General features: G+C 71.3%; 25 protein-coding genes and 1 pseudogene. 18 read left to right on the plus strand and 8 right to left on the minus strand.

Annotation, left to right across the window (positions count from 1 at the left end; translation table 11 throughout):
* Nucleotides 1-6 precede the first annotated feature (6 nt).
* Both IE325_RS31765 and IE325_RS31770 read left to right on the plus strand, forming a co-directional pair.
* Nucleotides 7-774, plus strand: coding sequence for a 3-oxoacyl-ACP reductase (locus IE325_RS31765; RefSeq protein ID WP_373315251.1), 768 nt, complete (start codon nt 7-9; stop codon nt 772-774).
* Nucleotides 775-800: 26 nt separating this feature from the next.
* Nucleotides 801-1,724, plus strand: coding sequence for a DUF2510 domain-containing protein (locus IE325_RS31770; RefSeq protein ID WP_190073602.1), 924 nt, complete (start codon nt 801-803; stop codon nt 1,722-1,724).
* Between the two features lie 10 nt (nt 1,725-1,734).
* Here the strand turns inward: IE325_RS31770 and IE325_RS31775 are convergent, their stop codons facing one another.
* On the minus strand, nt 1,735-2,937 hold the full coding sequence (locus IE325_RS31775; RefSeq protein ID WP_190073565.1) for an amino acid deaminase/aldolase: 1,203 nt from the start codon (nt 2,935-2,937) through the stop codon (nt 1,735-1,737).
* Between the two features lie 281 nt (nt 2,938-3,218).
* Here IE325_RS31775 and IE325_RS46300 point away from each other — a divergent pair, with 281 nt between their 5' ends.
* Together IE325_RS46300 and mycP are read left to right on the plus strand one after the other, a co-directional pair.
* Entirely contained in the window at nt 3,219-4,853 is a 1,635-nt protein-coding gene (locus IE325_RS46300; protein WP_229912137.1) for a hypothetical protein, read from the plus strand.
* Nucleotides 4,850-6,025 carry a type VII secretion-associated serine protease mycosin gene (gene mycP / locus IE325_RS31785; protein WP_190073566.1) on the plus strand — a complete coding sequence of 392 codons (1,176 nt, stop codon included), beginning with the start codon at nt 4,850-4,852 and terminating at the stop codon, nt 6,023-6,025. The genes IE325_RS46300 and mycP overlap by 4 nt, the downstream gene beginning before the upstream one ends.
* Nucleotides 6,026-6,039: 14 nt before the next feature.
* Here the strand turns inward: mycP and IE325_RS31790 are convergent, their stop codons facing one another.
* Nucleotides 6,040-7,005: a serine hydrolase gene (locus IE325_RS31790; RefSeq protein WP_190073567.1), complete on the minus strand. Its 966-nt coding sequence runs from the start codon at nt 7,003-7,005 to the stop codon at nt 6,040-6,042.
* Between the two features lie 148 nt (nt 7,006-7,153).
* On the opposite strand from IE325_RS31790, the gene IE325_RS31795 reads away from it, so the two are divergent.
* Nucleotides 7,154-7,885: an SseB family protein gene (locus tag IE325_RS31795; protein WP_190073568.1), complete on the plus strand. Its 732-nt coding sequence runs from the start codon at nt 7,154-7,156 to the stop codon at nt 7,883-7,885.
* Between the two features lie 4 nt (nt 7,886-7,889).
* Here the strand turns inward: IE325_RS31795 and IE325_RS31800 are convergent, their stop codons facing one another.
* Nucleotides 7,890-8,255 (minus strand): DUF1844 domain-containing protein, encoded by a 366-nt coding sequence (locus IE325_RS31800; protein WP_190073569.1) that lies wholly within the window; start codon nt 8,253-8,255, stop codon nt 7,890-7,892.
* A 338-nt stretch (nt 8,256-8,593) separates the two neighbouring features.
* Here IE325_RS31800 and infC point away from each other — a divergent pair.
* From infC to IE325_RS31850, 10 genes and pseudogenes are all read left to right on the plus strand, one after another.
* A pseudogene (gene infC / locus IE325_RS31805) lies at nt 8,594-9,296 on the plus strand (translation initiation factor IF-3).
* A 111-nt stretch (nt 9,297-9,407) separates the two neighbouring features.
* Nucleotides 9,408-9,602, plus strand: coding sequence for a 50S ribosomal protein L35 (gene rpmI / locus IE325_RS31810; protein ID WP_007829094.1), 195 nt, complete (start codon nt 9,408-9,410; stop codon nt 9,600-9,602).
* A 101-nt stretch (nt 9,603-9,703) separates the two neighbouring features.
* The gene (rplT, locus tag IE325_RS31815; protein WP_004002577.1) at nt 9,704-10,087 is read left to right on the plus strand and encodes a 50S ribosomal protein L20; all 384 of its coding nucleotides are present in this window, start codon (nt 9,704-9,706) and stop codon (nt 10,085-10,087) included.
* 101 nt (nt 10,088-10,188) lie between these two features.
* Entirely contained in the window at nt 10,189-11,037 is an 849-nt protein-coding gene (locus IE325_RS31820; protein WP_190073570.1) for a TrmH family RNA methyltransferase, read from the plus strand.
* A gap of 53 nt (nt 11,038-11,090) precedes the next feature.
* Nucleotides 11,091-12,215, plus strand: a complete 1,125-nt coding sequence (locus tag IE325_RS31825; RefSeq protein ID WP_190073571.1) for a sensor histidine kinase — start codon at nt 11,091-11,093, stop codon at nt 12,213-12,215.
* A gap of 136 nt (nt 12,216-12,351) precedes the next feature.
* A complete protein-coding gene (gene pheS, locus IE325_RS31830) occupies nt 12,352-13,473 on the plus strand; it encodes a phenylalanine--tRNA ligase subunit alpha (RefSeq protein ID WP_190073572.1) in 1,122 nt (373 codons plus the stop codon).
* The gene (gene pheT, locus IE325_RS31835; protein ID WP_190073573.1) at nt 13,473-15,986 is read left to right on the plus strand and encodes a phenylalanine--tRNA ligase subunit beta; all 2,514 of its coding nucleotides are present in this window, start codon (nt 13,473-13,475) and stop codon (nt 15,984-15,986) included. Before pheS ends, pheT begins: the two co-directional genes overlap by 1 nt.
* Nucleotides 15,987-16,130: 144 nt before the next feature.
* Nucleotides 16,131-17,186 (plus strand): PP2C family protein-serine/threonine phosphatase, encoded by a 1,056-nt coding sequence (locus IE325_RS31840; RefSeq protein WP_190073574.1) that lies wholly within the window; start codon nt 16,131-16,133, stop codon nt 17,184-17,186.
* Nucleotides 17,187-17,459: 273 nt separating this feature from the next.
* The gene (locus tag IE325_RS31845; protein ID WP_190073575.1) at nt 17,460-18,800 is read left to right on the plus strand and encodes an NsdA family TPR-like regulatory protein; all 1,341 of its coding nucleotides are present in this window, start codon (nt 17,460-17,462) and stop codon (nt 18,798-18,800) included.
* Between the two features lie 75 nt (nt 18,801-18,875).
* Nucleotides 18,876-19,406: an NUDIX hydrolase gene (locus IE325_RS31850; protein WP_190073576.1), complete on the plus strand. Its 531-nt coding sequence runs from the start codon at nt 18,876-18,878 to the stop codon at nt 19,404-19,406.
* Here IE325_RS31850 and IE325_RS31855 read toward each other — a convergent pair.
* Entirely contained in the window at nt 19,403-19,660 is a 258-nt protein-coding gene (locus IE325_RS31855; RefSeq protein ID WP_190073577.1) for a hypothetical protein, read from the minus strand. The two genes, IE325_RS31850 and IE325_RS31855, sit on opposite strands and share 4 nt — an antisense overlap.
* 216 nt (nt 19,661-19,876) lie before the next feature.
* A complete protein-coding gene (locus IE325_RS31860) occupies nt 19,877-20,749 on the minus strand; it encodes a 3-hydroxybutyryl-CoA dehydrogenase (protein WP_308437694.1) in 873 nt (290 codons plus the stop codon).
* Between the two features lie 198 nt (nt 20,750-20,947).
* Between IE325_RS31860 and IE325_RS31865 the strand changes: the two genes are divergently transcribed.
* A complete protein-coding gene (locus IE325_RS31865) occupies nt 20,948-22,210 on the plus strand; it encodes a glycoside hydrolase family 10-like protein (RefSeq protein ID WP_190073606.1) in 1,263 nt (420 codons plus the stop codon).
* Nucleotides 22,211-22,236: 26 nt separating this feature from the next.
* On the opposite strand, the gene IE325_RS31870 is transcribed toward IE325_RS31865, so the two are convergent.
* Together IE325_RS31870 and IE325_RS31875 are read right to left on the minus strand one after the other, a co-directional pair.
* Nucleotides 22,237-22,431, minus strand: coding sequence for a DUF1918 domain-containing protein (locus IE325_RS31870; protein WP_190073578.1), 195 nt, complete (start codon nt 22,429-22,431; stop codon nt 22,237-22,239).
* A 93-nt stretch (nt 22,432-22,524) separates the two neighbouring features.
* Complete coding sequence (locus IE325_RS31875; protein WP_190073579.1) at nt 22,525-23,439, minus strand: DMT family transporter; 915 nt, start codon at nt 23,437-23,439, stop codon at nt 22,525-22,527.
* Between IE325_RS31875 and IE325_RS31880 the strand changes: the two genes are divergently transcribed.
* Complete coding sequence (locus IE325_RS31880; RefSeq protein WP_190073580.1) at nt 23,438-24,901, plus strand: aminotransferase-like domain-containing protein; 1,464 nt, start codon at nt 23,438-23,440, stop codon at nt 24,899-24,901. The two genes, IE325_RS31875 and IE325_RS31880, sit on opposite strands and share 2 nt — an antisense overlap.
* A gap of 64 nt (nt 24,902-24,965) precedes the next feature.
* Here the strand turns inward: IE325_RS31880 and IE325_RS31885 are convergent, their stop codons facing one another.
* On the minus strand, nt 24,966-25,247 hold the full coding sequence (locus tag IE325_RS31885; protein WP_190073581.1) for a DUF6461 domain-containing protein: 282 nt from the start codon (nt 25,245-25,247) through the stop codon (nt 24,966-24,968).
* Nucleotides 25,248-25,336: 89 nt separating this feature from the next.
* Between IE325_RS31885 and IE325_RS31890 the strand changes: the two genes are divergently transcribed.
* Entirely contained in the window at nt 25,337-25,774 is a 438-nt protein-coding gene (locus IE325_RS31890; RefSeq protein ID WP_190073582.1) for a GNAT family N-acetyltransferase, read from the plus strand.
* Nucleotides 25,775-25,952: the final 178 nt, after the last annotated feature.

Here is a 25,952-nt window from a genome sequence, read left to right on the forward strand (position 1 = left end):
GAGAACATGTGCCGTCGACTCGTCGGTCGTACGGCCGTCATCACCGGCGCCGGCAGCGGCATCGGTCTCGCCACCGCCCGCCGGCTCGCCTCGGAGGGCGCCCACGTCGTCTGCGGCGACGTCGACGAGCAGCGCGGCAAGGCGGCCGCCGAGGAGGTGGGCGGGATCTTCGTGAAGGTCGACGTCACCGACGCCGAGCAGGTCGAGGCGCTGTTCAAGACGGCGTTCGACACCTACGGCAGCGTAGACATCGCCTTCAACAACGCCGGCATCTCACCGCCCGACGACGACTCCATCCTGGAGACCGGCCTGGAGGCCTGGAAGCGCGTCCAGGAGGTCAACCTCACCTCCGTCTACCTGTGCTGCAAGGCCGCCATCCCCTACATGCGGCAGCAGGGCAAGGGCTCCATCATCAACACGGCGTCGTTCGTGGCGAGGATGGGCGCCGCCACGAGTCAGATCTCGTACACGGCCTCCAAGGGCGGCGTGCTCGCCATGTCCCGCGAGCTGGGCGTGCAGTTCGCCCGCGACGGCATCCGGGTCAACGCCCTGTGCCCGGGACCGGTCAACACCCCGCTGCTCCAGGAGCTGTTCGCCAAGGACCCGGAGCGGGCCGCACGCCGGCTCGTGCACATCCCGGTCGGTCGCTTCGCCGAGGCCGAGGAGATCGCCAGTGCGGTCGCGTTCCTGGCCAGCGACGACTCCTCCTTCGTGAACGCCACCGACTTCCTGGTCGACGGCGGAATCTCGGGGGCGTACGTCACGCCGCTGTAGGCCGCTCTACAGTTTCCGGAATGAGCATGACGCCCTCGCCCGGCTGGTACCGCGACCCGTCCGGCCCGCACCTGGAACGCTGGTGGGACGGCACGGCCTGGACCGAGCACCGGCGTGCACCCGAGGACACGGCTCCGCCCGCGCCCGGTCCTCAGGCCCACGGGTCCCCGGCGACCGTGCAGTTGACGCCCGGGCCACCGTCCGCGGGCGGTGGTTCCGGGCGGGCGACCAAGGTTGTCGCCCTGATCGCCGCGGGGGCCGTCCTGCTCACGGCGATCGTCACCGGCGTGATCGTCCTCGGCAACGACGACGGGGGCGAGGAGCCGGACACCGCGCCCACGCTCGCCGCCACGGAGCCGGTGGACCGCGAGTCGGCCTCCGACACCCCCACCCCTTCGGAGACGACGCCCGAGCCCTCCGTCGACGACGACGCCGTCGTGACCGACCAGCTCAACGGCATCACCCTGCCGCTGCTCGACGGCTGGGTCAGGCCGCAGACCTTCACCGAGGCCGACATCCTCATGACCACCGACGGCACCTACGAATGCCCCGCCGACTTCGGCTCCTGCCGGCACGGCAAGGTCCTCTCGCACACGGCCACCGAGGACGACGGGACGACCCCCGAGGCCATCGCCAAGTCGGACATCCAGGACGCGGCGGGCGACGCCTACGACCGCGACCTCGTCGGCCGGCGCCCCTTCGGTGGCATCGACTCCCACAAGGTCCTCGGATCCGGCCCGGTCTCGGTGGCGGGCCGCGCCGGATACTTCGTGCGCTGGCAGGTCACGACGGCCGAGGGACCGGGCGGCTACGTCCAGTCGCTCGTCTTCCCGGCCGGCGGCGGCACCGAGTCGCCGGTCGTCGTCCGCTATGTCTTCGACGCCGGCGAGGACGGGCCGCCGCTGGCCGACATGGACCGCTTCACCCAGGGCATCCGGTCCACCCGCTGAGCCGCTCCGGCTACAGGAACGTATGGCCCTCGCCGCGATACGTCGGCACCGTCGCCGTCACCGCGTCGCCCTCGACGAGATGCAGCGCCTCGAACCGCTCGCACAGCTCACCGGCCTTCGCGTGCCGGAACCACACCTTGTCGCCGATCAGCAGATCGTCGGCGGGGGAGCCCAACAGCGGCGTCTGCACCTCGCCGGGCCCCTCCTGCGGGTCGTACCGCAACCCCTCCGGCAGATACGGCACCGGCAGCCGGTCGGGCCCCGGCGCGCCCGACGCCGGATAGCCGCCGCCGAGGACGGTCACCGCCCCGACGCCCGGGCGGCGCACCACCGGCTGGGCGAACAGGGCCGCCGGACGCCCGCTGAAGGACGTGTAGTTGTCGAACAGTCGCGGTACATACAGCCCCGACCCGGCCCCGATCTCGGTCACCGCGTCCTCGGCGGCCGTGAACTGCACACTGCCGGTCCCGCCGCCGTTGACGAACTCCAGCTCCGGCACCACGGCCCGCACCGCCCGCACCACCTCGGCCCGCCGCTCGGCGAGCTCCCGGCGGGCGGTGGCCTGCATCAGCCGTACGGCACGCGACCGCAGGGGGCGTCCCGCCACCGAGTCACCGACCCCGGCGATATGCCCCTCGTACGCCATGATCCCGACGAGCCGGAACCCCGGCCGCCGGGCGACGGTCCGTGCCAGGTCGGCGACCTGGGCGGGGGAGTGCAGTGGCGAACGCCGGGCGCCGACCCGTACCCGTCCCCCGAGCAGCTTCAGCGAGGTGTCCAACTCCAGGCAGACCCGGACCACTTCCCGGCCACCGCCCCGCGCCCCGTCGATCAGCCGCAGCTGCGCCGGGTCGTCGATCATCACGGTGACGGCGGAGGCGAGCTTGGGGTCACCGGTCAGCTCCGCGAACCCGGCGCGGTCGGCCGACGGATAGGCGAGCAGCACATCTTCGAACCCGGAGCGCGCCAGCCACAGCGACTCGGCGAGCGTGAAGGACATGATGCCCGCGAAGCCGTCCCTCGCGAGGACCCGCTCCAGCAGGGCCCGGCAGCGTACGGACTTGCTGGCGACCCGGATCGGCTTCCCTCCGGCCCGCCGGACGAGATCGTCCGCGTTGGCGTCGAAGGCGTTCAGATCCACGATCGCGAGAGGGGCTTCGAGATGGGCGGTGGCCCGGTCGTAACGGGCCCGGTCAGCGGCGCGCGCAGTCATGAACGCAGCCTGCCAGACGGGATTACCGCAGGGTAGGGGGACGTTCCGGGCAGATGTGTGCGAGGTCCTGGACTGGTTCCCGTTCCCGCAGGTTCAACCCGTAGAGTGACGCGCACGCATGGGAGGACGTCCCCGGTCGCACGCGCGCGCCGGGATGACGCTCCCTCGGTGCGGGTATGCGTGCCTGATCGGAGGAGTCCGCGCCGGGCGGGGCGCAGACGGAGGACGGGACGGCGGCCCGCGTACGAGGACGGGCCCGGGGACAAGGAAACGGGGGGTGCATGAGCACGGAAGCGCGGCGCGCCCCCATCCCCCCACGCCCCACCACGCCCCCTCCGCCCACCGTCCCGCCCCGCCCCACGACACCACCCAGACCCGCGGAGCCGCCGCACACCGGCGACGGACGCGACGAGACGACGGGTGAGAGCGGGCGAACGGAGGGTTCGGTGCCAGGCGGTGTCGGCATGCGCCCGGCCTCCACCGACCCGTCGTCGAACGGACACGGCACCACGGCGGGCGTCCCGCCGACCGCCCGCCCCTCGACGACGCCCCCACCCCCCTCCGACACCGAACCCCAACCGAGCGTGCGCATCCCGTCTCCCGCAACCGGCGGCCCCGACTCCCCACCCCCACCCCGAGCCTCGGCCCGCTTCCCGGACACACCACCCATGGCAGGCCGTACGGACATCGCCCCGGGCCCGCAGGGCACGGGAGGCCGACCGGACCCTGAAACCAACGGCACGCGACGCCCCGAGCCCACGGGGCAGCCACGCCCCGAGCCCACCGGCCGGACCGCACCCGCCGCCACACCGGCGCGTCCTGCCGACCGCCCCTCGGCACCCCGCCGCACCGGCGCCCCCGCCGAGACGGCCGCGGAGACGACGTTCCGCCTCCGCCCGATCCGCGACGCCGCGCCCGCCCAACCCGCTACCGCCGCCCCCGGCGACCCCACCCACCACGTCCGCTCCGCGCCTCTCCCCCCGATGCGTCCCATGCCGGCGCCCTCGGCCGGAAACGGGCATGGAGCGTCCGACCCCGCGTTCTCGCCGGACCCGTCCCTCTCCTGGAGCGCCCCGGTGGCGCCGGGGTCCGGGCGGCCCGTCGTGTCGTTCGGGGAGCCCGAGGGGTACGACGAGCAGGCGCGGCCGCGTCCCCTCGGGATGCGGTTGCGGCCCCGGATCGCCGTGGCCGCCGCCTGTGTCGTGCTCGGGATCGGGCTGATCGGCGGTGCCGTGACCGGGAGTTGGCTGGTCGGCGAGCCCGGTGGCGACAGTGCGCAGGACACCTTCGCGGCAGCCGGCACCCTGTGGCACAGCGTTCCCGTCGACCAGCTTTTCCCGCCCACCGTGAGCGGGAGGGGCGCCGGTCCCGGCGGGGCCGACCGCACCTGGACACGGATCGCCGTCGCACCCGACAGCGGCTGCGCGGGCGCCTTCGACCCGCTCCTGCGCAAGGCCCTCGCCCCCGTCGGCTGCGAGCGAGTCCTGCGCGCCACCTACATCGACGCCACCCAGAGCCACGTCACCACCGTCGGCCTGCTCTTCACCAAGGCCGACGCCACCGCTATGCGCTCGCTCGACGCCCGGTTCGGCAAGGAGGGCCTCGACCGCCGTACGGACCTCATGCCGCGTCCGTACGCGGCCAAGGGCACCCAGGCGGCCGCGTTCGGCGACGAGCAGCGCGCCTCCTGGACCATCTCCGTGCTCACCGACGCCCCGGTCGTCGTCTTCGCCGTCTCCGGCTGGGCCGACCACCGTACGGTCGACGACCCCCAGCCCGCCGAGGAGGCCATGGACCCCGGCGCCACCACGGCCGTCGCCCAGTCCGGCCTCGGCCATGAGGCACAGGGCCTCGCCGACCGCATCGAACGCGCCCTGCGCAAGAACGTCGGCCCGTCCAGGGAGCAGTCGTCATGAAGACCTCTCTGCCCCGCCGCACCGCCCCCCTCGCCGTCCTCCTCGGTGCCTGTCTCGCCCTCCTGCCACCCACCACCGCGCACGCCGACTCCATCCGTGCCCAGCAGTGGGCCCTGGAGGCCATGCACACCCAGGAGGCGTGGCAGACCACCAAGGGCAAGGGCGTCACCGTCGCCGTCCTCGACACCGGCGTCGAGTCCGACCACCCCGACCTCGCGGGCAACGTCCTCGAAGGCAAGGACATGGTCGGCTTCGGAGCCGAGCGCGGCGACCGCGCCTGGGCCCGGCACGGCACCGCGATGGCCGGGATAATCGCCGGTCACGGACACGGCGTGGGACGCGGCGACGGCGTCATGGGCATCGCCCCCGAGGCGAAGATCCTCCCCGTCCGCGTCATCCTGGAGGACGGCGACCCCGCCCGCGCCAAGGCCCGCAGCACCCGCGGCAACGCCCTCGCCGAAGGCATCCGCTGGGCCGCCGACCACGGCGCCGACGTCATCAACCTCTCCCTCGGCGACGACTCCAAGTCCGCGCACCCCGAGGCCGGCGAGGACGAGGCCGTGCAGTACGCCCTGAAGAAGGGATCCGTCGTCGTCGCCTCGGCGGGCAACGGCGGCGAGAAGGGCGACCACATCTCCTACCCGGCCGCCTACCCGGGTGTCATCGCCGCGACCGCCGTCGACCGCTACGGCACCCGCGCCTCCTTCTCCACCCGCCGCTGGTACGCCACGGTCGCCGCCCCCGGCGACAAGGTCGTCATCGCCGACCCCGACCACAAGTACTACGAGGGCTGGGGCACCAGCGCCGCCGCCGCCTTCGTCTCCGGCGCGGTGGCCCTGGTCAAGGCCGCCCACCCGGGCCTGACCCCGGCCCAGATCAAGAAGCTCCTGGAGGACACGGCCCGCAACGCCCCCGCCGACGGCCGCGACGACTCCCGCGGCTACGGCTTCATCGACCCGGCCGCGGCCATCAAGAAGGCCTCCGGCATGAAGCCGACGGACCTGAAGGCGGCGGCATACGGCGAGGAGTACTTCGGCTCGGGCCCCGACGCCGCCGCGGCGCAGGGCGACTCGTCGGGCTGGACCGCCTGGCTCGCGGGCGGCGCCGGCGTCCTGCTGCTGGTGTCGGCGGTCGTGGTGTGGCGGGGCCGCCGAGGCCGCTTCGGCTTCTAGCGGGCGGCTCGCGGCTACGACGACGCCGTGACGGACACCGAAGCGTCAGCGGTGGCGTCCTCCTCGCCGAACACCGACACCGCCGCCACGGCTGCGGTCTCCACCAGCGAAATCCCCTTGGCCTGGGTGGAGTTGCCGTCCGACAGTACGGCCAGCAGCAGGTCCCTCCCGTCGACCGTCACCCGCCCGATGCTGTTGATGTCCCACAATCCCGTCGCCGTACGCGGCAACCAGCCGTTCTTCAGCGCCCACCCCTCGCCGTCCCCGGCCGCCGACACCCCCCACCGCTGCCCCTCGGCGATCCGCCCCATCAGCCCGCGCAGATACCCCCGCGAAGCCTCACTCAGCTCCGAGTCCGCCCCGAACACCTGCCGCAGCAGCCGGAGTTGATCGGCGGCCGTGGTCTGCGTCAGCCCCCACAGCATCCCGTTGCCGCCCTCGGTCCCGGTGAGCCCGAACCGCTCGTTCGCGGCGTCCAGCCCCTCCGCCCCGCCGATCGTCCGCCACAGCGCCGACGCGGAGGCGTTGTCGCTGTTCTCGATCATCGCGGTCGCGTACGACTTCTCCGTCGCCGTGAGCTGCCGCCCCTCGTCCTGCGCCCGCAGCAGCAGCGCGGCCAGGATGTCGACCTTCACGATGCTCGCCGTGTCGAACGCGCCGTCCCCGTACGTGGCACTCTCACCCGACTCCAGGTCCAGCACCGCCACCGACACCGCGGCGCCGTCTTCGACGGTCACTCCGGCCATGGCCTTGGCCAGCAGCTCGTCGTGGTCCACCACCGGCTGCGCCACCGTTTCCACCGATGCCTCCCCGCTCGCCGAAGCCGACGGCGACTCGGAGGCCGACGATACGGCCCCCGGAGCGGAGTGCGCCCGCGCCTCCACATACACGGATCCCGCCGCCGTCCCGCCCAGCACGACGACCGCGGCGGCGAGAGCGGCGTACAAGGAGGTGCGGCGGGTGGCTCTGGGAGACTCCATGTCCGGATGCTCGGGCCGCCGACTGTGCCGTTCGTTAGACGCGGGTTAGATCTGTGTCAGGGATTCCTGAGAAAGCGCTGAACGTGTGAAGACCGGGTTTCCGGGGCCGCACAGGCGCAGCAGCATCCCCCCGATAGGGTCGGTGACCGTGGCGAACAAGAACATTCCCGACTCCCCCTTCTCCGACGACGACGGCACCGCCGACCCCCGGCTGACCGCGGCGCTCGCGGCCTGGGCCGAGGACCGCTCCGCCGAGGGCCCGGTCCTCCAGGCACTCAAGGACGCCCGGCTGCTGGTCCCCGTCGTGGCCGTGCTCGGCGAGGTCGAGGAGGACGAGAACGGGCTGCGCCACGAGAAGACCAGCGACATGGCCGTCCCCACCCTGAAGGCAGGCAACCGCACCGCGCTGCCCGCCTTCACCTCCACCGACGCCCTCGCCCGCTGGGACCCGGCGGCCCGCCCCGTCGCCGTACCGCTGCACCAGGCGCTGCAGGCCGCGGCGCACGAGAAGGCGGACACCGTCCTGCTGGACATGGCCGGTCCGGTGCCGTACCAGCTGACGGGGCGGGCGCTGCTGGCGCTGGCCGAGGGGCGTACGACGACCGATCCGCTGGCCGATCCGGCGGTCCGGGAGGCGGTGCGTGCAGCGGTGGCCGCTGAGCCGGCCGTGCTCAGCGCCCACCTCGGGCCCGGACAGGCCGATGGCACCCTCGCCCTCGTACTGGACACCTCCGCCGCACCCGCCGAGGCCGCCCGTGCCGTCGCCGAGCGGCTCGCCGCCGATGAGACGCTGAGGGCCCGCCTGGTGCGCGGTCTCGACCTGGCAGTGCTGCCGGCCGGGACGACGCCTCCGGGCGAGCCCCTGTACGTACGCGGGTGACGAATCAGCCGTAGATCGGGCCGGTGTACTTCTCGCCCGGTCCCTGGCCCGGCTCGTCCGGGACGACCGACGCCTCGCGGAAGGCCAGCTGGAGCGACTTCAGGCCGTCGCGCAGCGGGGCCGCGTGGAAGGAGCTGATCTCGGTCGCGCTCGCGTCCAGCAGACCGGCGAGGGCGTGCACCAGCTTGCGGGCCTCGTCCAGGTCCTTGTACTTGTCGCCCTCCTCGGTCAGACCGAGCTTCACGGCGGCCGCGCTCATCAGGTTGACGGCGACCGTCACGATCACCTCGACGGCGGGGACCTCGGCGATGTCGCGGGTCATCTCGTCGAAGTGGGGGGAACCGGGGGACTCAGGAGGGGTGTCACTCATGTCCCTCACGATAGGGCCCGGTGCATGCCGGTTCGCACCACCCCCGGCTTACTGCTAACCTTGTGTGACGACCGGCTGGACATGTATGTGCTCAGCCCACAAGTGGAGGCTCCGATCTCCCACCTGACCGTCCCCCGGGACGGCGGGTCACCCCGGTCAGGCGGCCACCATCGTTCCGTACGGACGATGGAGTCGCCCGAGAGCGCGCCCCGCGATCATCGCGGCGGTGCTCCGGTAGTGCTTGGAGCCCCGCCTGTGATCGTCCGGGGCATTTTTTGTGCTTCGGCGCGGTTAGGTCTATCGAAAAGAGACATAACGCGGCTGTCCGCCAGACCGCCGTGTGGTGCTAACCGAGGAGGATCCATCAGCGCCGAGCCCCGCATCAACGACCGGATTCGCGTTCCCGAGGTGCGACTTGTCGGTCCCAGTGGCGAGCAGGTGGGCATTGTCCCGCTGGCCAAGGCACTGGAGCTTGCGCAGGAGTACGACCTGGACCTGGTCGAGGTCGCGGCGAACGCCCGTCCGCCCGTGTGCAAGCTCATGGACTACGGGAAGTTCAAGTACGAGTCGGCCATGAAGGCCCGTGAGGCGCGCAAGAACCAGGCGCACACGGTCATCAAGGAGATGAAGCTCCGGCCGAAGATCGACCCGCACGACTATGACACCAAGAAGGGTCACGTCGTTCGGTTCCTCAAGCAGGGCGACAAGGTCAAGATCACGATCATGTTCCGTGGTCGCGAGCAGTCCCGGCCCGAGCTGGGCTACCGACTGCTGCAGCGTCTCGCGACGGACGTCGAGGACCTCGGGTTCGTGGAGTCGAACCCGAAGCAGGACGGCCGAAACATGATCATGGTTCTCGGTCCGCACAAGAAGAAGACCGAGGCGATGGCCGAGGCCCGCCAGGCGCAGGAAGCCCGCAAGGCCGATGCGAAGGCCAACCCCGGCAAGTCGCAGAATGCTGCGGAGTCCGCCGAGGACGCCCCGGAGTCCGAGGACGCCGTGGAGACCGAGGCACCTGCCGAGGCTTCCGCCGAGGCGTGATCCCGGGGGACCACCGGTCCCCAGGACGTAAACGACATACGAGCGACGCTCCACCGTGCCCGGTTTCACGACCGGGCACCGGAGCGCCACCTACGAGGAGAGAACGGCGCTATGCCGAAGAACAAGTCGCACAGCGGTGCCAGCAAGCGCTTCAAGGTCACCGGCTCCGGCAAGGTGCTCCGTGAGCGCGCCGGCAAGCGCCACCTGCTCGAGCACAAGTCGTCCCGTCTGACGCGTCGCCTCACCGGCAACGCCGAGATGGCCCCGGGCGACGCCAAGAAGATCAAGAAGCTTCTCGGCAAGTGACGTACGCGGCGCTCAGGCTGAGCGCCGAACGTCTGGACCGGGACCCAATCGAATCCGGGCCGTGTGAGTCCAACCACGGCCCCGCTACAAGGAGTTAAAAAGTGGCACGCGTCAAGCGGGCAGTGAACGCCCACAAGAAGCGCCGGGCGATCCTCGAGCAGGCCTCCGGCTACCGCGGTCAGCGTTCGCGCCTGTACCGCAAGGCCAAGGAGCAGGTCACCCATTCGCTGGTCTACAACTACAACGACCGCAAGAAGCGCAAGGGTGACTTCCGTCAGCTGTGGATCCAGCGCATCAACGCCGCTGCCCGCGCCAACGGCATCACGTACAACCGCTTCATCCAGGGCCTGAAGGCCGCCAACGTCGAGGTCGACCGCAAGATCCTCGCCGAGCTGGCCGTCAACGACGCGGGCGCCTTCGCGGCGCTGGTCGAGGTCGCGCAGAAGGCGCTGCCGAGCGACGTCAACGCCCCCAAGGCGGCGTGACGCAACGACGGCGCTGAGCCGACGTGACTGAAGGGACCCGCAGGCCGAGGAGGTCTGCGGGTCCTGTTGTTCGTGAATCCCGGAACTCCAAGGTGAAGCCCATGCCCCCCGTCAGCCCCGAGCTGATCTCCCCCCGTTCCCCTCGCGTCTCCGCCGCCCGGCGGCTCGCCAAGCGGAACTTCCGGGGCAAGGAGCGGCTGTTCCTGGCAGAGGGGCCGCAGGCGGTGCGGGAGGCGGCCGGGCACCCGGGCACCCTGGTGGAGCTGTTCGCCACGCTGGACGCCGCGGAGCGGTACGCCGACATCATCGGTGAGGCCCGCTCCGCCGGCGCCCGAGTACACCTCGCCTCCGAGGAGGTCATCGCCGACATCTCCACCACCGTCACGCCCCAGGGGCTCGTCGGGATCTGCCGGTTCATCGACACCCCCTTCGAGGAGATCCTCGCCGCCCGGCCCAAGCTGGTCGCGGTGCTCGCGCATGTGCGTGACCCGGGGAACGCCGGGACCGTGCTGCGGTGTGCCGACGCCGCCGGTGCCGAGGCAGTCGTCCTCACCGACGCCTCCGTCGACCTCTACAACCCCAAGGCCGTACGGGCCTCCGTCGGCTCCCTGTTCCACCTTCCCGTCGCCGTCGGCGTGACCGTCGAGCGGGCCGTCGCCGGACTCCAGGACGCCGGGGTGCGGATTCTCGCCGCCGACGGTGCCGGGACCGACGATCTCGACGACGAGCTCGACAAGGGCACCATGGGCGGGCCCACCGCCTGGGTGTTCGGCAACGAGGCGTGGGGGCTCCCGGAGGAGACCCGCGCGCTGGCCGACGCCGTCGTGCGCGTCCCGATCCACGGGAAGGCCGAGAGCCTGAACCTCGCCACCGCCGCCGCCGTATGTCTCTATGCGTCGGCCCGTGCACAGCGCGCCTCCGGAGGGTGCCGCAGCGTCACCGAGAGCTAGTAGGGTGACCAGCTCGGGGGCCCCTCAGCCGTTGGGAGAGGTGGGGTACGGGGATGAGTGTCGGCACGAGCAGCGCGCCGGGGGCACGGGAGGTGCGGCGGCCCTCCACGTCCTGGGCCGAGCTCGGGTTCGATCCCGACGATCTTCCCGACGGCCTCGTCATCGCCGATGAGCACGGGCACGTCGTCTGCTTCAACGCCGCCGCCGAGCGCATCACCGCCGTCCGTGCCGCCGACGCCCTCGGGCAGCGGCTGGAGAAGGCCCTGCCGTTAGAGGATCTGGACGGACGGCGCTGGTGGCAGCTGACCGACCCCTACGGAGGGCTCGCCATCAGGCGCAGCCAGCCCGAGCGCAACCTCCTGCTCCCCGGCGGACACGAGGTACTGGTCTCGGCGCGCTACGTCCGTACGGTGCCGACCGGGCCCGTCCACCGCGTCGTCGTCTCCCTGCGCGACACCGAGGCCCGCCGCCGCACCGAGCGCAGCCACGCCGAGCTGATCGCGACCGTGGCCCACGAGCTGCGCTCGCCGCTCACCTCAGTCAAGGGCTTCACCGCCACGCTGCTGGCCAAGTGGGAACGCTTCACCGACGACCAGAAGCGGCTGATGCTGGAGACCGTCGACGCCGACGCCGACCGCGTCACCCGGCTCATCGCCGAGCTGCTCGACATCTCGCGGATCGACAGCGGGCGGCTCGAGGTGCGACGGCAGCCCGTCGACATCGGTGCCGCTGTCGGACGGCACATCCAGGCGTACGTCGCCGCCGGCCAGCCCGCCGACCGGTTCCTGCTGCGCGTCGAGCAGCCGCTGCCCGCCCTGTGGGCCGACCCCGACAAGATCGACCAGGTGCTCAGCAACCTCATCGAAAATGCCGTGCGGCACGGCGACGGAACGGTCACCATTGACATCACGGCCACGACGTCCCCGCGCGAAGGGGAGGACGTCGGCACGTCGATCACGGTGAGCGACGAGGGGCCCGGCATCCCGGAGGAGTCCATGAACCGCGTCTTCACCCGCTTCTGGCGGGGCAGCAAGCGCGGCGGCACGGGCCTCGGGCTCTACATCGTCAAGGGCATCGTCGAGGCGCACGGCGGCGCCATCGAGGTCGGCCGCGCCCCCGGCGGCGGCGCGCAGTTCCGATTTACGTTGCCCGTGGCGGCCCCGGCCTTCATGGCCTGAGGCACCACGGGCGCATTCGCCTACCTCAACCCCGTTAGACTCGGCCTTTGGCACCTTTGTGTCCCAAAAACCGTGACGAACTGTCCACGAGTCGGTACGGGGACCATCCGCCAGCCAATCGGAAGCACGGGAAGAGATGTCGGCACCGAATAAGTCGTACGACCCTGTAGAGGTCGAGGCCTTGAAACCGGAAGAGATCGAGCGCATGCGGGACGAGGCGCTCGCCGCCTTCGCCGCCGCGGACTCCCTCGACGCGCTCCAAGAGGCCAAGGTCGCCCACACCGGCGGCACCTCCCCGCTGTCCCTCGCCAACCGCGAGATCGGCGCCCTGCCCCCGCACGCCAAGGCCGAGGCCGGCAAGCGCGTCGGCCAGGCCCGGGGAGCGGTGAACAAGGCGCTCGGCGCCCGCCAGACCGAGCTGGAGGCCGAGCGCGACCAGCGCGTGCTCGTCGAAGAGGCGGTGGACGTCACGCTGCCGTACGACCGCGTACCGGCCGGCGCCCGCCACCCGCTCACCACCCTGTCGGAGCGCATCGAGGACATCTTCGTGGCCATGGGCTACGAGGTCGCCGAGGGCCCCCAGGTCGAGGCGGAGTGGTTCAACTTCGACGCCCTGAACATCGGCCCGGACCACCCGGCACGCGGCGAGGCGGACACCTTCTTCGTGCAGGGCCCGGACGGCGGCACCGAGTCCGGTGTCGTGCTGCGCACCCACACCTCGCCGGTGCAGATCCGCTCGCTGCTCAGCCGTGAACTGCCGGTCTACGTGATCTGCCCCGGCCGCGTGTACCGCACGGACGAGCTGGACGCCACCCACACCCCGGTCTTCCACCAGGTCGAGCTGCTCGCCGTGGACGAGGGCCTGACCATGTCGGACCTCAAGGGCACCCTGGACCACATGGTCCAGTCCCTCTTCGGCGAGGGCATGAAGACCCGGCTGCGGCCGAACTTCTTCCCCTTCACCGAGCCCAGCGCCGAGATGGACATGCTCTGCTACGTCTGCAAGGGCGAGTCCGTGGGCAACCCCGACCGGCCCTGCCGTACCTGCTCCTCCGAGGGCTGGATCGAGCTCGGCGGCTGCGGCATGGTCAACCCGCGCGTCCTCACCGCCTGCGGTGTCGACCCGGAGAAGTACAGCGGCTTCGCCTTCGGGTTCGGCATCGAGCGGATGCTGATGTTCCGCCACAACGTCGAAGACATGCGAGACATGGTCGAGGGTGACGTCCGGTTCACCCGGCCGTTCGGGATGGAGATCTGATGCGGGTCCCGCTTTCTTGGCTGCGGGAGTACGTCGACCTGCCGGCGACGGAGACCGGGCGCGACGTCCAGGCCAAGCTCATTTCCGCCGGTCTGGAGGTCGAGACCGTCGAGCAGCTCGGCGACGGCCTCAAGGGCCCCCTCGTCGTCGGCCAGGTGCTGACCATCGAGGAGCTGACGGAGTTCAAGAAGCCGATCCGCTTCTGCACCGTCGACGTCGGCCAGGCCAACGGCACCGGCGAGCCGCAGGAACTCATCTGCGGCGCCCGTAACTTCGCCGTCGGCGACAAGGTCGTGATCGTCCTCCCCGGCGCCGTGCTGCCCGGCGGCTTCGCGATCAGCGCCCGCAAGACCTACGGCCGCACCTCCCACGGCATGATCTGCTCCAGCGGCGAGCTGGGCATGGGCGACGACGGCACGCACGGCATCATCGTGCTGCCCCCGGAGACCGAGGTCGGCAAGGACGCCATCGAGCTCCTGGAGCTGGTCGACGAGGTCCTGGACATCGCCGTCACCGCCAACCGCGGCGACTGTCTGTCCATCCGCGGCGTTGCCCGCGAGACCGCCATCGCCTACGGCCTCCCGCTGCGCGACCCGGCGCTCCTCGACGTGCCGGGACCGAACGCCTTCGGCTACCCGGTGCAGGTCTCGGACCCGATGGGCTGCGACCGCTTCACCGCCCGCACGGTGACCGGCCTCAGCCCCGAGGCCCGCTCCCCGATCTGGCTCCAGCGGCGCTTGCAGAAGGTCGGCATGCGCCCGATCTCGCTCGCCGTCGACGTCACCAACTACGTGATGATGGAGCTGGGCCAGCCGCTGCACGCCTACGACCGGGGGCTCGTCCAGGGCACCATCGGCGTGCGCCGGGCCGGGGAGGGCGAGAAGCTCGTCACCCTCGACGGCGTCGAGCGCAAGCTGCACTCCGAGGACCTGGTGATCACCGACGAGCGTGGCCCCATCGGCCTCGCCGGTGTCATGGGCGGCGCCAACACCGAGATCGCCGACCACGAGGACGTCGAGAACGCGTCCACCGAGGTCGTCATCGAGGCCGCCCACTTCGACCAGGTCGCCATCGCGCGCACGGCCCGCCGCCACAAGCTGTCGTCGGAGGCGTCCCGTCGCTTCGAGCGCGGCGTGGACCCGGCGGCGGCAGCGGCTGCGGCCCAGCGCACGGTCGACCTGCTGGTGCTGCTCGCGGGCGGCACCGCGGAAGGCGGTGTCACCGAGGTCGTCACGCCGTCGGCCCCGCACACCATCACCACCGCCGCGGACCACCCGGACAAGGTCGCCGGTGTCGAGTACGGCCGCGAGACCGTGGTACGGCGACTCCAGCAGATCGGCTGCGACGTGTACGGGCAGGACGAGCTGATCGTCACCGTGCCGTCCTGGCGGCCCGACCTGCTGGAGCCGAACGACCTGGCCGAAGAGGTGATCCGCCTGGAGGGCTACGAGAACCTGCCCTCCACGCTGCCCAAGCCGCCGTCCGGCCGTGGCCTGACCCACCGTCAGCGCCTGCACCGCCGGGTCGGCCGCGCACTGGCCGGGGCCGGTTACGTCGAGGCGCCGAACTACCCCTTCGTCAGCGAGCAGGTCTTCGACCAGCTCGGCCTGGCCGCCGACGACCCGGCCCGCCGTGTCGTCAAGCTGGTCAACCCGCTCAACGACGAGGAGCCCGCGCTGCGCACCTCGCTGCTGCCGGGGCTGCTCGGTGCGCTGCGGCGCAACGACGGGCGGGGCTCGCACGATCTGGCCCTCTTCGAGACCGGCCTGGTCTTCCAGCCGCGCGAGGAGCGGGGTGCCGCCGGTCATCTGCCGGTCGACCGCCGTCCGACCGACGAGGAACTCGCCGCGCTCGACGCCGTGCTGCCCGAGCAGCCGCGCCATGTGGCCGTCGTCCTCGCCGGTGCGCGCGAGCAGGCCGGCTGGTGGGGCACCGGTCGTCCGGCGGACTGGGCCGACGCCATCGAGGCGGCCCGGGTCGTGGCCGGTGAGGCCGGGGCCGAGCTGGTCGTGCGGTCCGGGCAGTACGGGCCTTGGCACCCGGGGCGGTGCGCCGAGCTGGTTGTCGTCGTGGACGGTGCGGAGTCCGTGGTGGGGCATGCCGGTGAGCTGCACCCGCGCGTGCTGAAGGCCCTGGGGCTGCCGTCGCGTACCTGCGCGATGGAGCTGGACCTCGACGCCCTGGAGCGGGTCGGGGACGGCGCGCCGCAGGCGCCCAGCATCTCCACGTTCCCTGTCGCCACGCAGGATGTCGCGCTCGTCGTCGACAAGCCGGTGCCGGCCGCGGAGGTCGAGGCGGCGCTGCGCGAGGGCGCGGGTGAACTCCTTGAGGGCATCCGGCTGTTCGACGTGTACGTCAACGACGAGCAGCTCGGGGACGGCAAGAAGTCGCTGGCGTATGCGTTGCGCTTCCGCGCGGGTGACCGGACGCTGACCGTGGATGAGGCGTCGGCGGCCAGGGACGCTGCGGTGGCCCTCGCGGGTGAGCGTACGGGTGCGGTCCTGAGGGGCTAGCTCGGCACGTTGTGGTCACCTCACTCAATAGGGTGACTTCTCCGGGTGATCTGGTACTTCCGGACTATCTCCCGACAGAATCGGACCGGCCTTTCGGGGTCGGTCCGATTCCGCGTTGTCAGGGCCTATTGGGGGGCCATCGGAATGTTCCGCTTCAAGGCTCGGGTTCCCCGCAAGGTGCTGGCACTGGGGCTGCCCACCGCCTGGGGTGCGATGGCGATCACGTACAAGTTGGCGTGCCCGCTGGCGCAGCAGGACAGCCTCGGTGCCCGGGTCGTCACCAGCGCCGTCTTCTTCGCCGTGGGGACCGGGCTGGTGCTGCATGTGCGGCAGGCCCTGGTCCGCGAACTTCGGCAGGTGCGTGAGGTCGCGGGTGCCGCACAGAGTGCGCTGCTACGGCCGCTGCCGTCGCGCATCGACGGGCTGAACGTCGCCGCCGCACAGCGCTCCGCGGATCGCGGTGCGTGGGTCGGCGGTGACCTGTACGAGGTCATCGCCACCGAGCACGGCGTGCGCGCGGTGATGGGCGACGTACGGGGCCATGGCGTCGCCGCCCTCGGCACGGTCGCCGCCGTCCTCGGCGCCTTCCGGGAGGCCGTCCATGACGAGCCCGACCTCGGCCGGGTGCTGCGCAGACTGGACCGGGCGCTGGCCCGGCACCTGCGCGACGACGCGAGCTCCGAGGAGTTCGTCACCGTACTGCTCCTGGAGATCAGTCGGGACGGCGAGATCACCGCGCTCAACTGCGGCCACCCGTGGCCGTATCTGCTGAGCGGCACGATCGTGGAACCACTGGCTCGCGCCGATCCCCTTCCACCCCTGGGCCTGTTCCCCCTACCGACGGAACTGCCACCGGTGCCTTGTGGCTCCCTGCTCCCCGGCGACTCCCTCGTCCTGTACACGGACGGCGTCGAGGACGCGAGGGATGGAAGGGGCCGGTTCTTTTCGCTGCAAGCGGCGCTTGTCGGCGTCGTACGAGAATCGCCGATCACTCCTCAAGCCATCCTGCGCACGCTCTTCACCGCACTCCTGCGCCACTCAAGAGGCAGGCCGGCAGACGACATAGCCCTACTGGTCCTACGGAACGATCGAACCCTGGTTGACTGCAACCCCTTAGGGGCGCGGGGCTGTGACATGGGCGGCTCCGCCGCCGGGGCGCGACCAGCCACGATGAACCCGCAACCGACCAACCACCTTTAGGCCAACGGCGATCAGTCGCACCGCCACGCCGGCGGAGCCATCCGCCCAGCCACGGAGTGTCGGGCAGGCAGCTGGGCGGACGGCGGGTGCGGGCCGTCGCACTGTACGAGGGGGAGCCGACGGCCCGGCCGGCCTCTTGCGAGGCATTTAAGTCAACCGGTCGGAAACTCTCTGCAACAGCGCGCGCACACTGCGGATTCGAGCACTCCGTTCACACCCCGTGTGAACCGGTTCGCACTACTCTGTCGGCACCGAGCCACCCGGGGGGCATCCATGCAGCCCAACACTCTGCTCGACGCGATCCTGGACGAGGCGGGGATCTCGCACGCGGGGCTGGCAGCACACGTGAACCAGGCGGGGCGGGCGCGTGGCCTCGCGCTGAGATACGAACACACCGCCGTCGCACGGTGGTTGAAGGGGCAGCGGCCACGCGGCCAGGTGCCCGACCTGATCTGCGAGGTGCTGGCCGGCCGGCTGCACCGTACCGTCACGCTCGACGACATCGGTCTCGGCGTGCCCGGTGAACCCAACTCCGCGCACACCAGCTCGCTGTCCGGCTTCGTCGAGCGGGCCACCGCCCTGTGGCGCTCCGACGAGCAGCAGCGGCCGCACATCCTGGGCGCACCCGCGGTCACCGGCACGCCGGCCGTGATGCCGGTGTGGGAGTGGGAGAACCCGCCCGAGGATGTGGATGTGTCGCGTGGGGGGCGGCATCGGGTCACGCCTGGGGATCTCGACATGCTGCGGGCCGCCCGTACGCACTACGAGCAGATGTACCGCAAGGCCGGTGGCATAGCGACCCGTACCCGGATCGTCGGATTCCTCAATGCCGAGGCCGCGCCGCTGCTGCGGGGCAGCTACACCGACGCGACCGGGCGTCAACTGCACCGGGCCACGGGCGGGTTGGTGGCGATCGCCGGGATCTGCGCGTACGACTCCGACGCGCACGGCCTCGCCCAGCGGTACTTCCACCAGGCGCTGCGGCTCGCGAAGGCCAGTGGGGACAGAGGGCTGGGCGCCTACGTCATCGCGCTGCTCGTCAACCAGGCGCTGTTCATGCGGGAGTTCCGGCAGGCCGTCGCCTTCGCGGAGGCCGCGCTGCGGGCGGCCGGCAAGCACATCACCCCGGCGCTCGCCTCCGATCTGTACGCGATGCAGGCGAAGGCGTACGCCCACCTCGGCGACAGCACGAGCGCCCTGTCCTGCATCCGGCGTGCCGAGCAGGCCGCCGAACGGATCCGGCGCGGATACGAACCCGACGAGACGGGCTATGTCCAGCCGGGGCTCGTCAACGTCCAGGTGGCGGAGGCGCTGCTCAGCCTCGGGGAGTTGGTCGCCGCGGGGGAGCATGCGGCGGCCGCCGTCGACAACCCCGCCCACGACCGGGGGCGGGTGCACCGGCTGGCCATGCTCAGCACGATCGAGCTGCGTCAGGGCAACGCCGACAAGGCGGTGGCCACGGCCGTGCAGATGGCCGAGCAGGCCCGGGGGATGGAGTCCCAGCGGCTACGGGACAGACTCCGGGCGGTCCGCGAACATCTCGTGCGCAGCGGCAGCGCGGGCACCGCCGAGGCCGCCGAACTCATCGACGGAGCACTGCGCGTACCGCTGTAGACGGGTGCTCGCTCTCCCGCATCTCATAGTCCCTGCTGCGATATTGCCACTTACTCGACGGAAGGTGGCAGAACCGTGCAGTGGACGAAACAGAACGAACAAACTGTGTATGAAAACCGCTGGTTCACCGTCAACCTGGCAGATGTGGAGCTGCCCGACGGCCGGCATCTGGACCACTTCCTCATCCGGCTGCGGCCGGTCGCCGTGGCCACGGTGGTCAACGAGGCCAATGAGGTCCTCCTCCTGTGGCGTCACCGCTTCATCACCGACAGTTGGGGATGGGAACTCGCGGCGGGTGTCGTCGAGGACGGCGAGGACATCGCCCTGGCGGCCGCCAGGGAGCTCGAGGAGGAGACCGGCTGGCGGCCGGGGCCTCTGCACCACCTCATGAGCGTGGAGCCCTCCAACGGGCTCACCGACGCCCGGCACCACATCTACTGGGCCGACGAGGGCGAGTACATCGGTCACCCCGTGGACGACTTCGAGTCGGACCGCAGGGAATGGGTTCCGCTGAAGCTCGTCCCCGACATGATCGCCCGTGGGGAGGTCCCGGCCGCCAACATGGCGGCCGCGTTACTGCTGTTGCACCACCTCAGGCTCGGCTAACGCCCTACCGCCTGCCAGATCGCCACGACGAGAGCACCCACGGCGGTGAGGGCGGCGACCGCGGGCAGCGGCCAGCGCGCGTGTTCCAGTGTGTGGATCCGGGTGTTCAGCTCGTCGAGTTCCTTGGCGGTCTCCTCGGTGCGGTGCGTGAGCAGAGTCAGCCCGCCCTCCACGCGGGCGTAGGCGACGTCGAGTCGGCGTCGTAACTCTGCGAGTTCTCCATTCACGACGGGATGCTCGGGATCGGCGGTCACGTTGCCGCTCCTTTCCGTAGTCGTCTCGAATCCCTGGCATGCGCAGGGAAAGTGAACTCGCCTGGTGGGCGCATGGGGAGAGTGTGCGAGGGGCATATGCGAGCCCGGCGTGCACACGGTGTGTGAATGACACGGGCCCGGCACCTTCTCGGTGCCGGGCCCGTGTACTTGGCCGGAATCTGACCGTCTGTAACCGGCCGTAGGTGTGCTCCGGGGTCAGGGGTAGGTGTAGAAGCCGGAATTCGTCTTGCGGCCGAGCCGGCCCGCGTCGACCATGCGCTGCAGCAGCGGGGGAGCGGCGTACAGCGGCTCCTTGAACTCGTCGTACATGCTCTGCGCCACGGACGCCACGGTGTCCAGGCCGATCAGGTCGGACAGCTTCAGCGGGCCCATCGGGTGGGCGCAGCCGAGCTCCATGCCGTTGTCGATGTCCTCGCGGCTGGCGATGCCGGACTCGAACATCCGGATCGCGGAGAGGAGGTAGGGGATCAGCAGGGCGTTCACCACGAACCCGGAGCGGTCCTGGGCGCGGATGGCGTGCTTGCCGAGCAGCTTCTCGGCGAAGGACTCGGCGCGGGCGATGGTGCCCTCGGAGGTGGTGAGCGCGGGGATCAGCTCGACCAGCTTCTGCACCGGGGCCGGGTTGAAGAAGTGGATGCCGATGACCTGGTCGGGGCGCGAGGTGGCGACCGCCAGCTTCACCAGCGGGATGGAGGAGGTGTTGGAGGCGAGGATCGCGTCCGGCCGGGTCACGACCTGGTCCAGCACCTGGAAGATCTCGGTCTTCACCTGCTCGTTCTCGACGACGGCCTCGATCACCAGATCGCGGTCGGCGAACTCGCCGAGGTCGGTGGTGAAGGACAGCCGCGCCTGTGTGGTGTCCCGCTCCTCCTCGCTGATCTTGCCGCGCTCGGCGGCCTTGGCCAGGGAGGTGAACAGCCGGGTACGGCCGATCTCCAGGGCCTCGCCGGTGGTCTCGGCGACCTTCACGTCCAGTCCGGCGCGGGCGCACACCTCGGCGATGCCCGCTCCCATCTGGCCGCAGCCCACCACGCCGACGCGTGCAATATCTCCGGAGATGCCGGTCACATCGTCCCCTTCGCTGATCCACGACTGCGGCAGGTCCGCCGTTGTTCGGCGCCTGCTCCAAACCTGCACGTTACCTTCGGCGAAGCTTGATCGATCGTTCGGGTACCGCATGAAAGGCTGACGCCGGGCCAGGTCCGGTACGCGCGGATCTGTCCCGGGGTGGGGCCCTTGACCACGGCACACGGAGGTACGAAGAAGATGGTGCACCGGAAGTCACGGCTGTCACGGCGGGCGTTCACGGCCACCGCCCTGTCGGCACTCGTGGCATCAGGCGGCGCGATGGCGGCCGGTTCCGCCAGCGCGAGCGGATCGGACCGCGACCGGCGGCGGGCGATGCGGGAGATGCGCGGTGTATGGGTGGCGACCGTCGCCAACCGGGACTGGCCGTCCCAGTCGGGCCTGTCCGCCGACGAGCAGCGCGGCGAGCTGATCGCCCTCCTGGACACGGCCACGAAGTTCAACCTGAACACGGTGATCCTCCAGATCCGGCCCACGGCCGACGCCCTGTGGCCCTCGCCGTACGAGCCGTGGTCGCAGGTCCTCACCGGCACCCAGGGCCAGGACCCTGGCTGGGACCCGCTGGGCACGGCGGTCGAGGAGGCCCACGCCCGGGGCCTGGAACTGCACGCCTGGTGCAACCCGTACCGCATCGCCAACCACACCGACCTCGACCGGCTGGCCGAGACCCACCCGGCCCGGCTGCGCCCCGACTGGGTGGTGGCGTACGGCGGCAAGCTCTACTACAACCCGGGGCTGCCCGAGGTCCGCACCTTCGTGCAGCAGGCGATGCTCGACGCGGTGCAGAAGTACCCCGTCGACGCGGTCCACTTCGACGACTACTTCTACCCCTATCCGGTGGCGGGCCAGTCCTTCGACGACGACGCGGCGTACGACGCCCATGGCGGCGGCATCTCCGTCCGGGCCGACTGGCGGCGCGACAACATCGACAAGCTGGTGCAGGAGATGGCGGCCGGTATCCGCGCGATCAGGCCCACCACGCGCTTCGGCATCAGCCCGTTCGGCGTGTGGCGCAACGCCACCACCGACCCGCTCGGCTCCGACTCACGGGGCGGGGTGCAGACGTACGACGACCTGTACGCGGACACGCGTAAATGGGTCCGGGAGGGCTGGATCGACTACATCTGCCCGCAGCTGTACTGGAACGTCGGCTTCGACGCGGCGGACTACGCGAAGCTCCTGCCGTGGTGGGCGGAGGTGGCGCGGGGCAGCCGGACGAGCCTCTACGTCGGTGAAGCCCTGTACAAGGCCGGCGATCCGGCGCAGCCCGAGGCCTGGCAGGACCCGGCCGAGCTGTCCCGGCATCTCACCATGGCGAACGAGCACCCTGACGTCTGCGGGCACGTCTACTTCGCGGCCAAGGATCTGGCGGCGGACAGGATCGGCGCCATGGCGCGGGTGGTCGCCGACCACTACGGGCAGCCGGCGATTCCCCCGCGCTGATCCGCACGCCCGGCCCCGCGGCCGGGTTACCTGATCCTGTCCTTGTGGCGGATCTCGGTGTCGGGGCCGGGGGAGCACACGCCCTCGTGCCCGTCCGTGAACCGGACGCGGTACGGGGGATTGCCCTCCTGGCCCAGGACTTCGACGATCTCGCCGACCTTGTCGTGTTGCCCGACCACCCTGCCGTGCTGGACAAGCTGGTCGCCCACGGTTGCACGCATCTGTCGGTCCTCCTCACCAGGCGGGAGCGGCGGTCCGTGGCCTTGAGTCTACGGCGTGGAGCGGGGGTGGGAAGTGGGTCGGTCGGGGTCCGCTCAGCCACGCGCCCGCTGGGTCACGGCGATACAGACCAGCACCGCCGCGGCCGTCAGCGGGGCGGCCACTGTCAGGTGCTCGCCCAGCAGCAGCACCGACCACACCAGTGTGAGCAGGGGCTGGGCCAACTGCAACTGGCTGGCCTTCGGAATGCCGATGGCCGCCATGCCCCGGTACCAGACGACGAGGCCGAGGAACTGCGAGCCCGCCGCGACCCACAGCAGTCCGGTCACCCCGTGCCAGGTCAGCTGGACGGGCTCGTACGACAGCGCCACCGCGGCGGCCGGCACGCCGAGCGGCAGACACAGCACCAGGGCCCAGCCGATCACCTGCCAGCCCGGCATGACCCGGGCCAGCCGGCCGCCCTCGGTGTAGCCGGCGGCGCACACCAGCAGCGCCGCGAAGAGATAGAGGTCGGCGGTGGTCAGGGCGCCGCCGCTCTGCTGCACGGTGAAGGCGGCCACCGCGGCGGCGCCGACGAGAGCCGCGATCCAGAAGGTGCGCGAGGGGCGGGTGCCGACCCGCAGGGCTGAGAACAGGGCGGTGGTCAGCGGGAGCAGACCGACCACGACGGCCGCGTGCGCGGTGGTGGACGTCCGCAGGGCGAGCGTGGTGAGCAGGGGGAAGCCGAGGACCACTCCGGCGGCGACCACCGCGAGACCGGCCCAGTGACGGCGGGCGGGCAGCGGGACGCGCAGGGCCAGCAGACAGCCACCCGCGATCAGCGCGGCGAGCACGCTACGCACCGCGACCAGCGACCAGGGGCCGAAGCTCTCCAGGCCCCATGCGGTGGCGGGGAAGGTGAGGGAGAAGGCCGCGACACCCAGGGCGGCCTGAAGCATGCCGAACGAGGTACCGGGCCGGCCGCTGACCGCTATCCCGGTCGGGGCGATAGCGCTACTCTGTGTTCTCATGCAAGAGCGTAGCAGCGTGGCTGAACTGGCGGAACAGTTGCGGAAGGAACTCGACCGCTACTCTCCGGGTGGAAAGCTCCCCTCCAGTCGGGCCCTAGTCGAGCGGTACCGGGTGAGCCCGGTGACCGTCTCGCGCGCCCTCGGACAGCTCGCCGCCGAGGGCCTGGTCGTGACCCGGCCCGGTGCCGGCGCCTTCCGTGCCCGGCCGCGCACCCCACTCACGGCGGTCGGCGACACCTCCTGGCAGGAGGTCGCCCTCAGCGCCGACGGTGCCGGCGATGTCGTACCGCGCACCGTGGACGCCTCCGGCGTCACCATCTGTCTGGCCACCCCGCCGCCGGGCGTGATCGAGTTCAACGGCGGCTACCCCCACCCCACGCTCCAGCCGGAGAAGGCCATGGCCGCGGCGCTGTCCCGGGCCGGCCGGCGTCCCGGTGCCTGGGGTAGGCCGCCGCTGGAGGGGCTGCCCGAGCTGCGCGAGTGGTTCGCCCGGGAGATCGGCGGCACCGTCACCGCCGCCGAGGTGCTGATCGCGGCCGGCGGCCAGTCCGCGCTGACCACCGCACTGCGAGCGCTGACCCCGCCCGGCGCCCCGGTGCTGGTCGAATCGCCCACCTACCCCGGCATGCTGGCCATCGCCCGCGCCGCCGGACTGCGCCCGGTGCCCGTGCCGGTCGACGCGGGCGGCGTGAAACCGGCCCTGCTCGCCGACGCGTTCCGCGCCACCGGCGCCCGCGTCTTCGTCTGCCAGCCGCTCTTCCAGAACCCCACCGGCACGGTCCTCGCCCCCGAGCGCCGCCCGGAGGTGCTGCGGATCGCGCGCGAGGCCGGTGCCTTCGTCGTGGAGGACGACTATGTACGGCGCCTGGCGCACGAGGACGCCGGTCCGCTGCCGCGTCCGCTCGCCGCCGACGATCCCGACGGCGTCGTCGTCCATGTCTCCTCCCTCACCAAGGCGACCTCGCCCAGCTTCCGGGTCGGCGCCCTCGCCGCACGCGGACCGGTCCTCGAACGCCTGCGGGCCATCCAGATCGTCGACACCTTCTTCGTGCCGCGCCCCCTCCAGGAGGCGGCCCTGGAACTGGTCGGCTCGCCCGCCTGGCCGCGCCATCTGCGGGCCCTGTCCGCCGAGCTCAGGTCCCGCCGCGACGCCATGACGGCATGCCTGCGCCTGCACCTGCCCGAACTCTCCCTCCCGCACATCCCGTCCGGCGGCTACCACCTCTGGCTGCGCCTGCCCGACGGCACTGGGGGCACCTCCCAGGCTTTCGGCTCTGGGGGAGAGTCCGCCCTGACCTCCGCCGCCCTGCGCGCGGGAGTCGCGATCACCCCCGGCCGCCCGTACTTCAGCGCGGAACCCCCGGCCGGACACATGCGGTTGAGCTTCGCGGCGGTGGCGGGGGAGCAGGAGATCACGGAGGGGGTACGGCGGCTGCGGGCGGCTTGTGACGAGGTGCTCTAGCCGTGGGGCACCGGCACCGGGGCCACGCCGCAGGTGAACTCGGCCGACGCGAACAGCTCCGGCGTCAGGCGTATGCCGGTCGCTGCCGTCGCGGGCGTCGGCGAACAGTGGCTCGAAATGCAGGCAGGTGTCGCCGTCCTCGAACCAGTGCCGGTATGCGTCGCTCACCTCGTACGACGGCTAGCCCGTCCACGCCGGTGATCCCCGGCCGGGGCTCGGCCCGCAGCTCCCGCAGCAGTTCCTGTGGTGTCGGTCCGCGCACCAGCGTGACGCAGTACGCCTGCATCAGGTTCTCGTAGCGCTCTTCCAGCCACGCGTAGTCCGCGGCAGTCGTCATCCCCGTCATGCCCGAAGCATCGCACCCGCCACTGACAACGCCCTCCCACCGGCGAAAACCGCTCGACGCCCCCGCCCTCGCCCTGCGAGTCTCGCCGCATGAACGACACCCCGCCGCCCCTCGCCGAGGGCTATGAGATCTCGACCGACTCCCAGCGCATCGACGCCGAGCGTGTGCACCGGTGGCTGTCCACCGACGCGTACTGGGCGCTCGGACGGGACCGCGACAAGCAGGACGCGGCGATAGACGGATCGTTGAACTTCGGGGTGTACGACATGGTTTCGGGGGAGCAGGTCGCCTATGCCCGGGTCGTCACGGACCGGGCGACCTTCGGGTGGCTGTGCGATGTGTACGTCGATCCGTCGGTGCGCGGCAAGGGGATCGGGACGGCGATGGTGGGGGCGGTGCGCGAGGAGTTGCGGTCGTACGGGATCAAGCGGATCCTGCTCGCCACGCACGACGCGCACGGGGTCTACGAGAAGCTCGGGTTCGCGCCGCTGGAGCGGCCGGACCGGTGGATGGCGCTGTACTTCTAGCTGTTGCTTCGAGCCGTTGCGTCTAGCTGTTGCTTCCAGGCGTTGACGGTCGGTGTGCTTGAACTTTCCAACTGCTCGATTTCAGCTACTTGTCCGGCTGATCCCGACCCCGCAGTAAGAATGCGTCAACCCTCGGTGACGTCTGCACAACCTCTCTTGACCTGCGTACTTTCGCGTC

Origin of the sequence: Streptomyces lanatus (assembly GCF_014655715.1) — a bacterium.
GTDB lineage: Bacteria > Actinomycetota > Actinomycetes > Streptomycetales > Streptomycetaceae > Streptomyces > Streptomyces lanatus.

What these genes read in the sequence shown, in the direction of transcription:
- IE325_RS31765 (WP_373315251.1), top strand. Translation starts at nt 7, where the DNA reads ATGTGCCGTCGACTCGTCGGTCGTACGGCCGTCATCACCGGCGCCGGC.
- IE325_RS31770 (WP_190073602.1), top strand. Translation starts at nt 801, where the DNA reads ATGACGCCCTCGCCCGGCTGGTACCGCGACCCGTCCGGCCCGCACCTG.
- IE325_RS31775 (WP_190073565.1), bottom strand. Translation starts at nt 2,937, where the DNA reads ATGACTGCGCGCGCCGCTGACCGGGCCCGTTACGACCGGGCCACCGCC.
- IE325_RS46300 (WP_229912137.1), top strand. Translation starts at nt 3,219, where the DNA reads ATGAGCACGGAAGCGCGGCGCGCCCCCATCCCCCCACGCCCCACCACG.
- mycP (WP_190073566.1), top strand. Translation starts at nt 4,850, where the DNA reads ATGAAGACCTCTCTGCCCCGCCGCACCGCCCCCCTCGCCGTCCTCCTC.
- IE325_RS31790 (WP_190073567.1), bottom strand. Translation starts at nt 7,005, where the DNA reads ATGGAGTCTCCCAGAGCCACCCGCCGCACCTCCTTGTACGCCGCTCTC.
- IE325_RS31800 (WP_190073569.1), bottom strand. Translation starts at nt 8,255, where the DNA reads ATGAGTGACACCCCTCCTGAGTCCCCCGGTTCCCCCCACTTCGACGAG.
- rpmI (WP_007829094.1), top strand. Translation starts at nt 9,408, where the DNA reads ATGCCGAAGAACAAGTCGCACAGCGGTGCCAGCAAGCGCTTCAAGGTC.
- IE325_RS31820 (WP_190073570.1), top strand. Translation starts at nt 10,189, where the DNA reads ATGCCCCCCGTCAGCCCCGAGCTGATCTCCCCCCGTTCCCCTCGCGTC.
- IE325_RS31825 (WP_190073571.1), top strand. Translation starts at nt 11,091, where the DNA reads ATGAGTGTCGGCACGAGCAGCGCGCCGGGGGCACGGGAGGTGCGGCGG.
- pheS (WP_190073572.1), top strand. Translation starts at nt 12,352, where the DNA reads ATGTCGGCACCGAATAAGTCGTACGACCCTGTAGAGGTCGAGGCCTTG.
- pheT (WP_190073573.1), top strand. Translation starts at nt 13,473, where the DNA reads ATGCGGGTCCCGCTTTCTTGGCTGCGGGAGTACGTCGACCTGCCGGCG.
- IE325_RS31840 (WP_190073574.1), top strand. Translation starts at nt 16,131, where the DNA reads ATGTTCCGCTTCAAGGCTCGGGTTCCCCGCAAGGTGCTGGCACTGGGG.
- IE325_RS31845 (WP_190073575.1), top strand. Translation starts at nt 17,460, where the DNA reads ATGCAGCCCAACACTCTGCTCGACGCGATCCTGGACGAGGCGGGGATC.
- IE325_RS31865 (WP_190073606.1), top strand. Translation starts at nt 20,948, where the DNA reads ATGGTGCACCGGAAGTCACGGCTGTCACGGCGGGCGTTCACGGCCACC.
- IE325_RS31870 (WP_190073578.1), bottom strand. Translation starts at nt 22,431, where the DNA reads ATGCGTGCAACCGTGGGCGACCAGCTTGTCCAGCACGGCAGGGTGGTC.
- IE325_RS31880 (WP_190073580.1), top strand. Translation starts at nt 23,438, where the DNA reads ATGCAAGAGCGTAGCAGCGTGGCTGAACTGGCGGAACAGTTGCGGAAG.
- IE325_RS31875 (WP_190073579.1), bottom strand. Translation starts at nt 23,439, where the DNA reads ATGAGAACACAGAGTAGCGCTATCGCCCCGACCGGGATAGCGGTCAGC.
- IE325_RS31885 (WP_190073581.1), bottom strand. Translation starts at nt 25,247, where the DNA reads ATGACGGGGATGACGACTGCCGCGGACTACGCGTGGCTGGAAGAGCGC.
- IE325_RS31890 (WP_190073582.1), top strand. Translation starts at nt 25,337, where the DNA reads ATGAACGACACCCCGCCGCCCCTCGCCGAGGGCTATGAGATCTCGACC.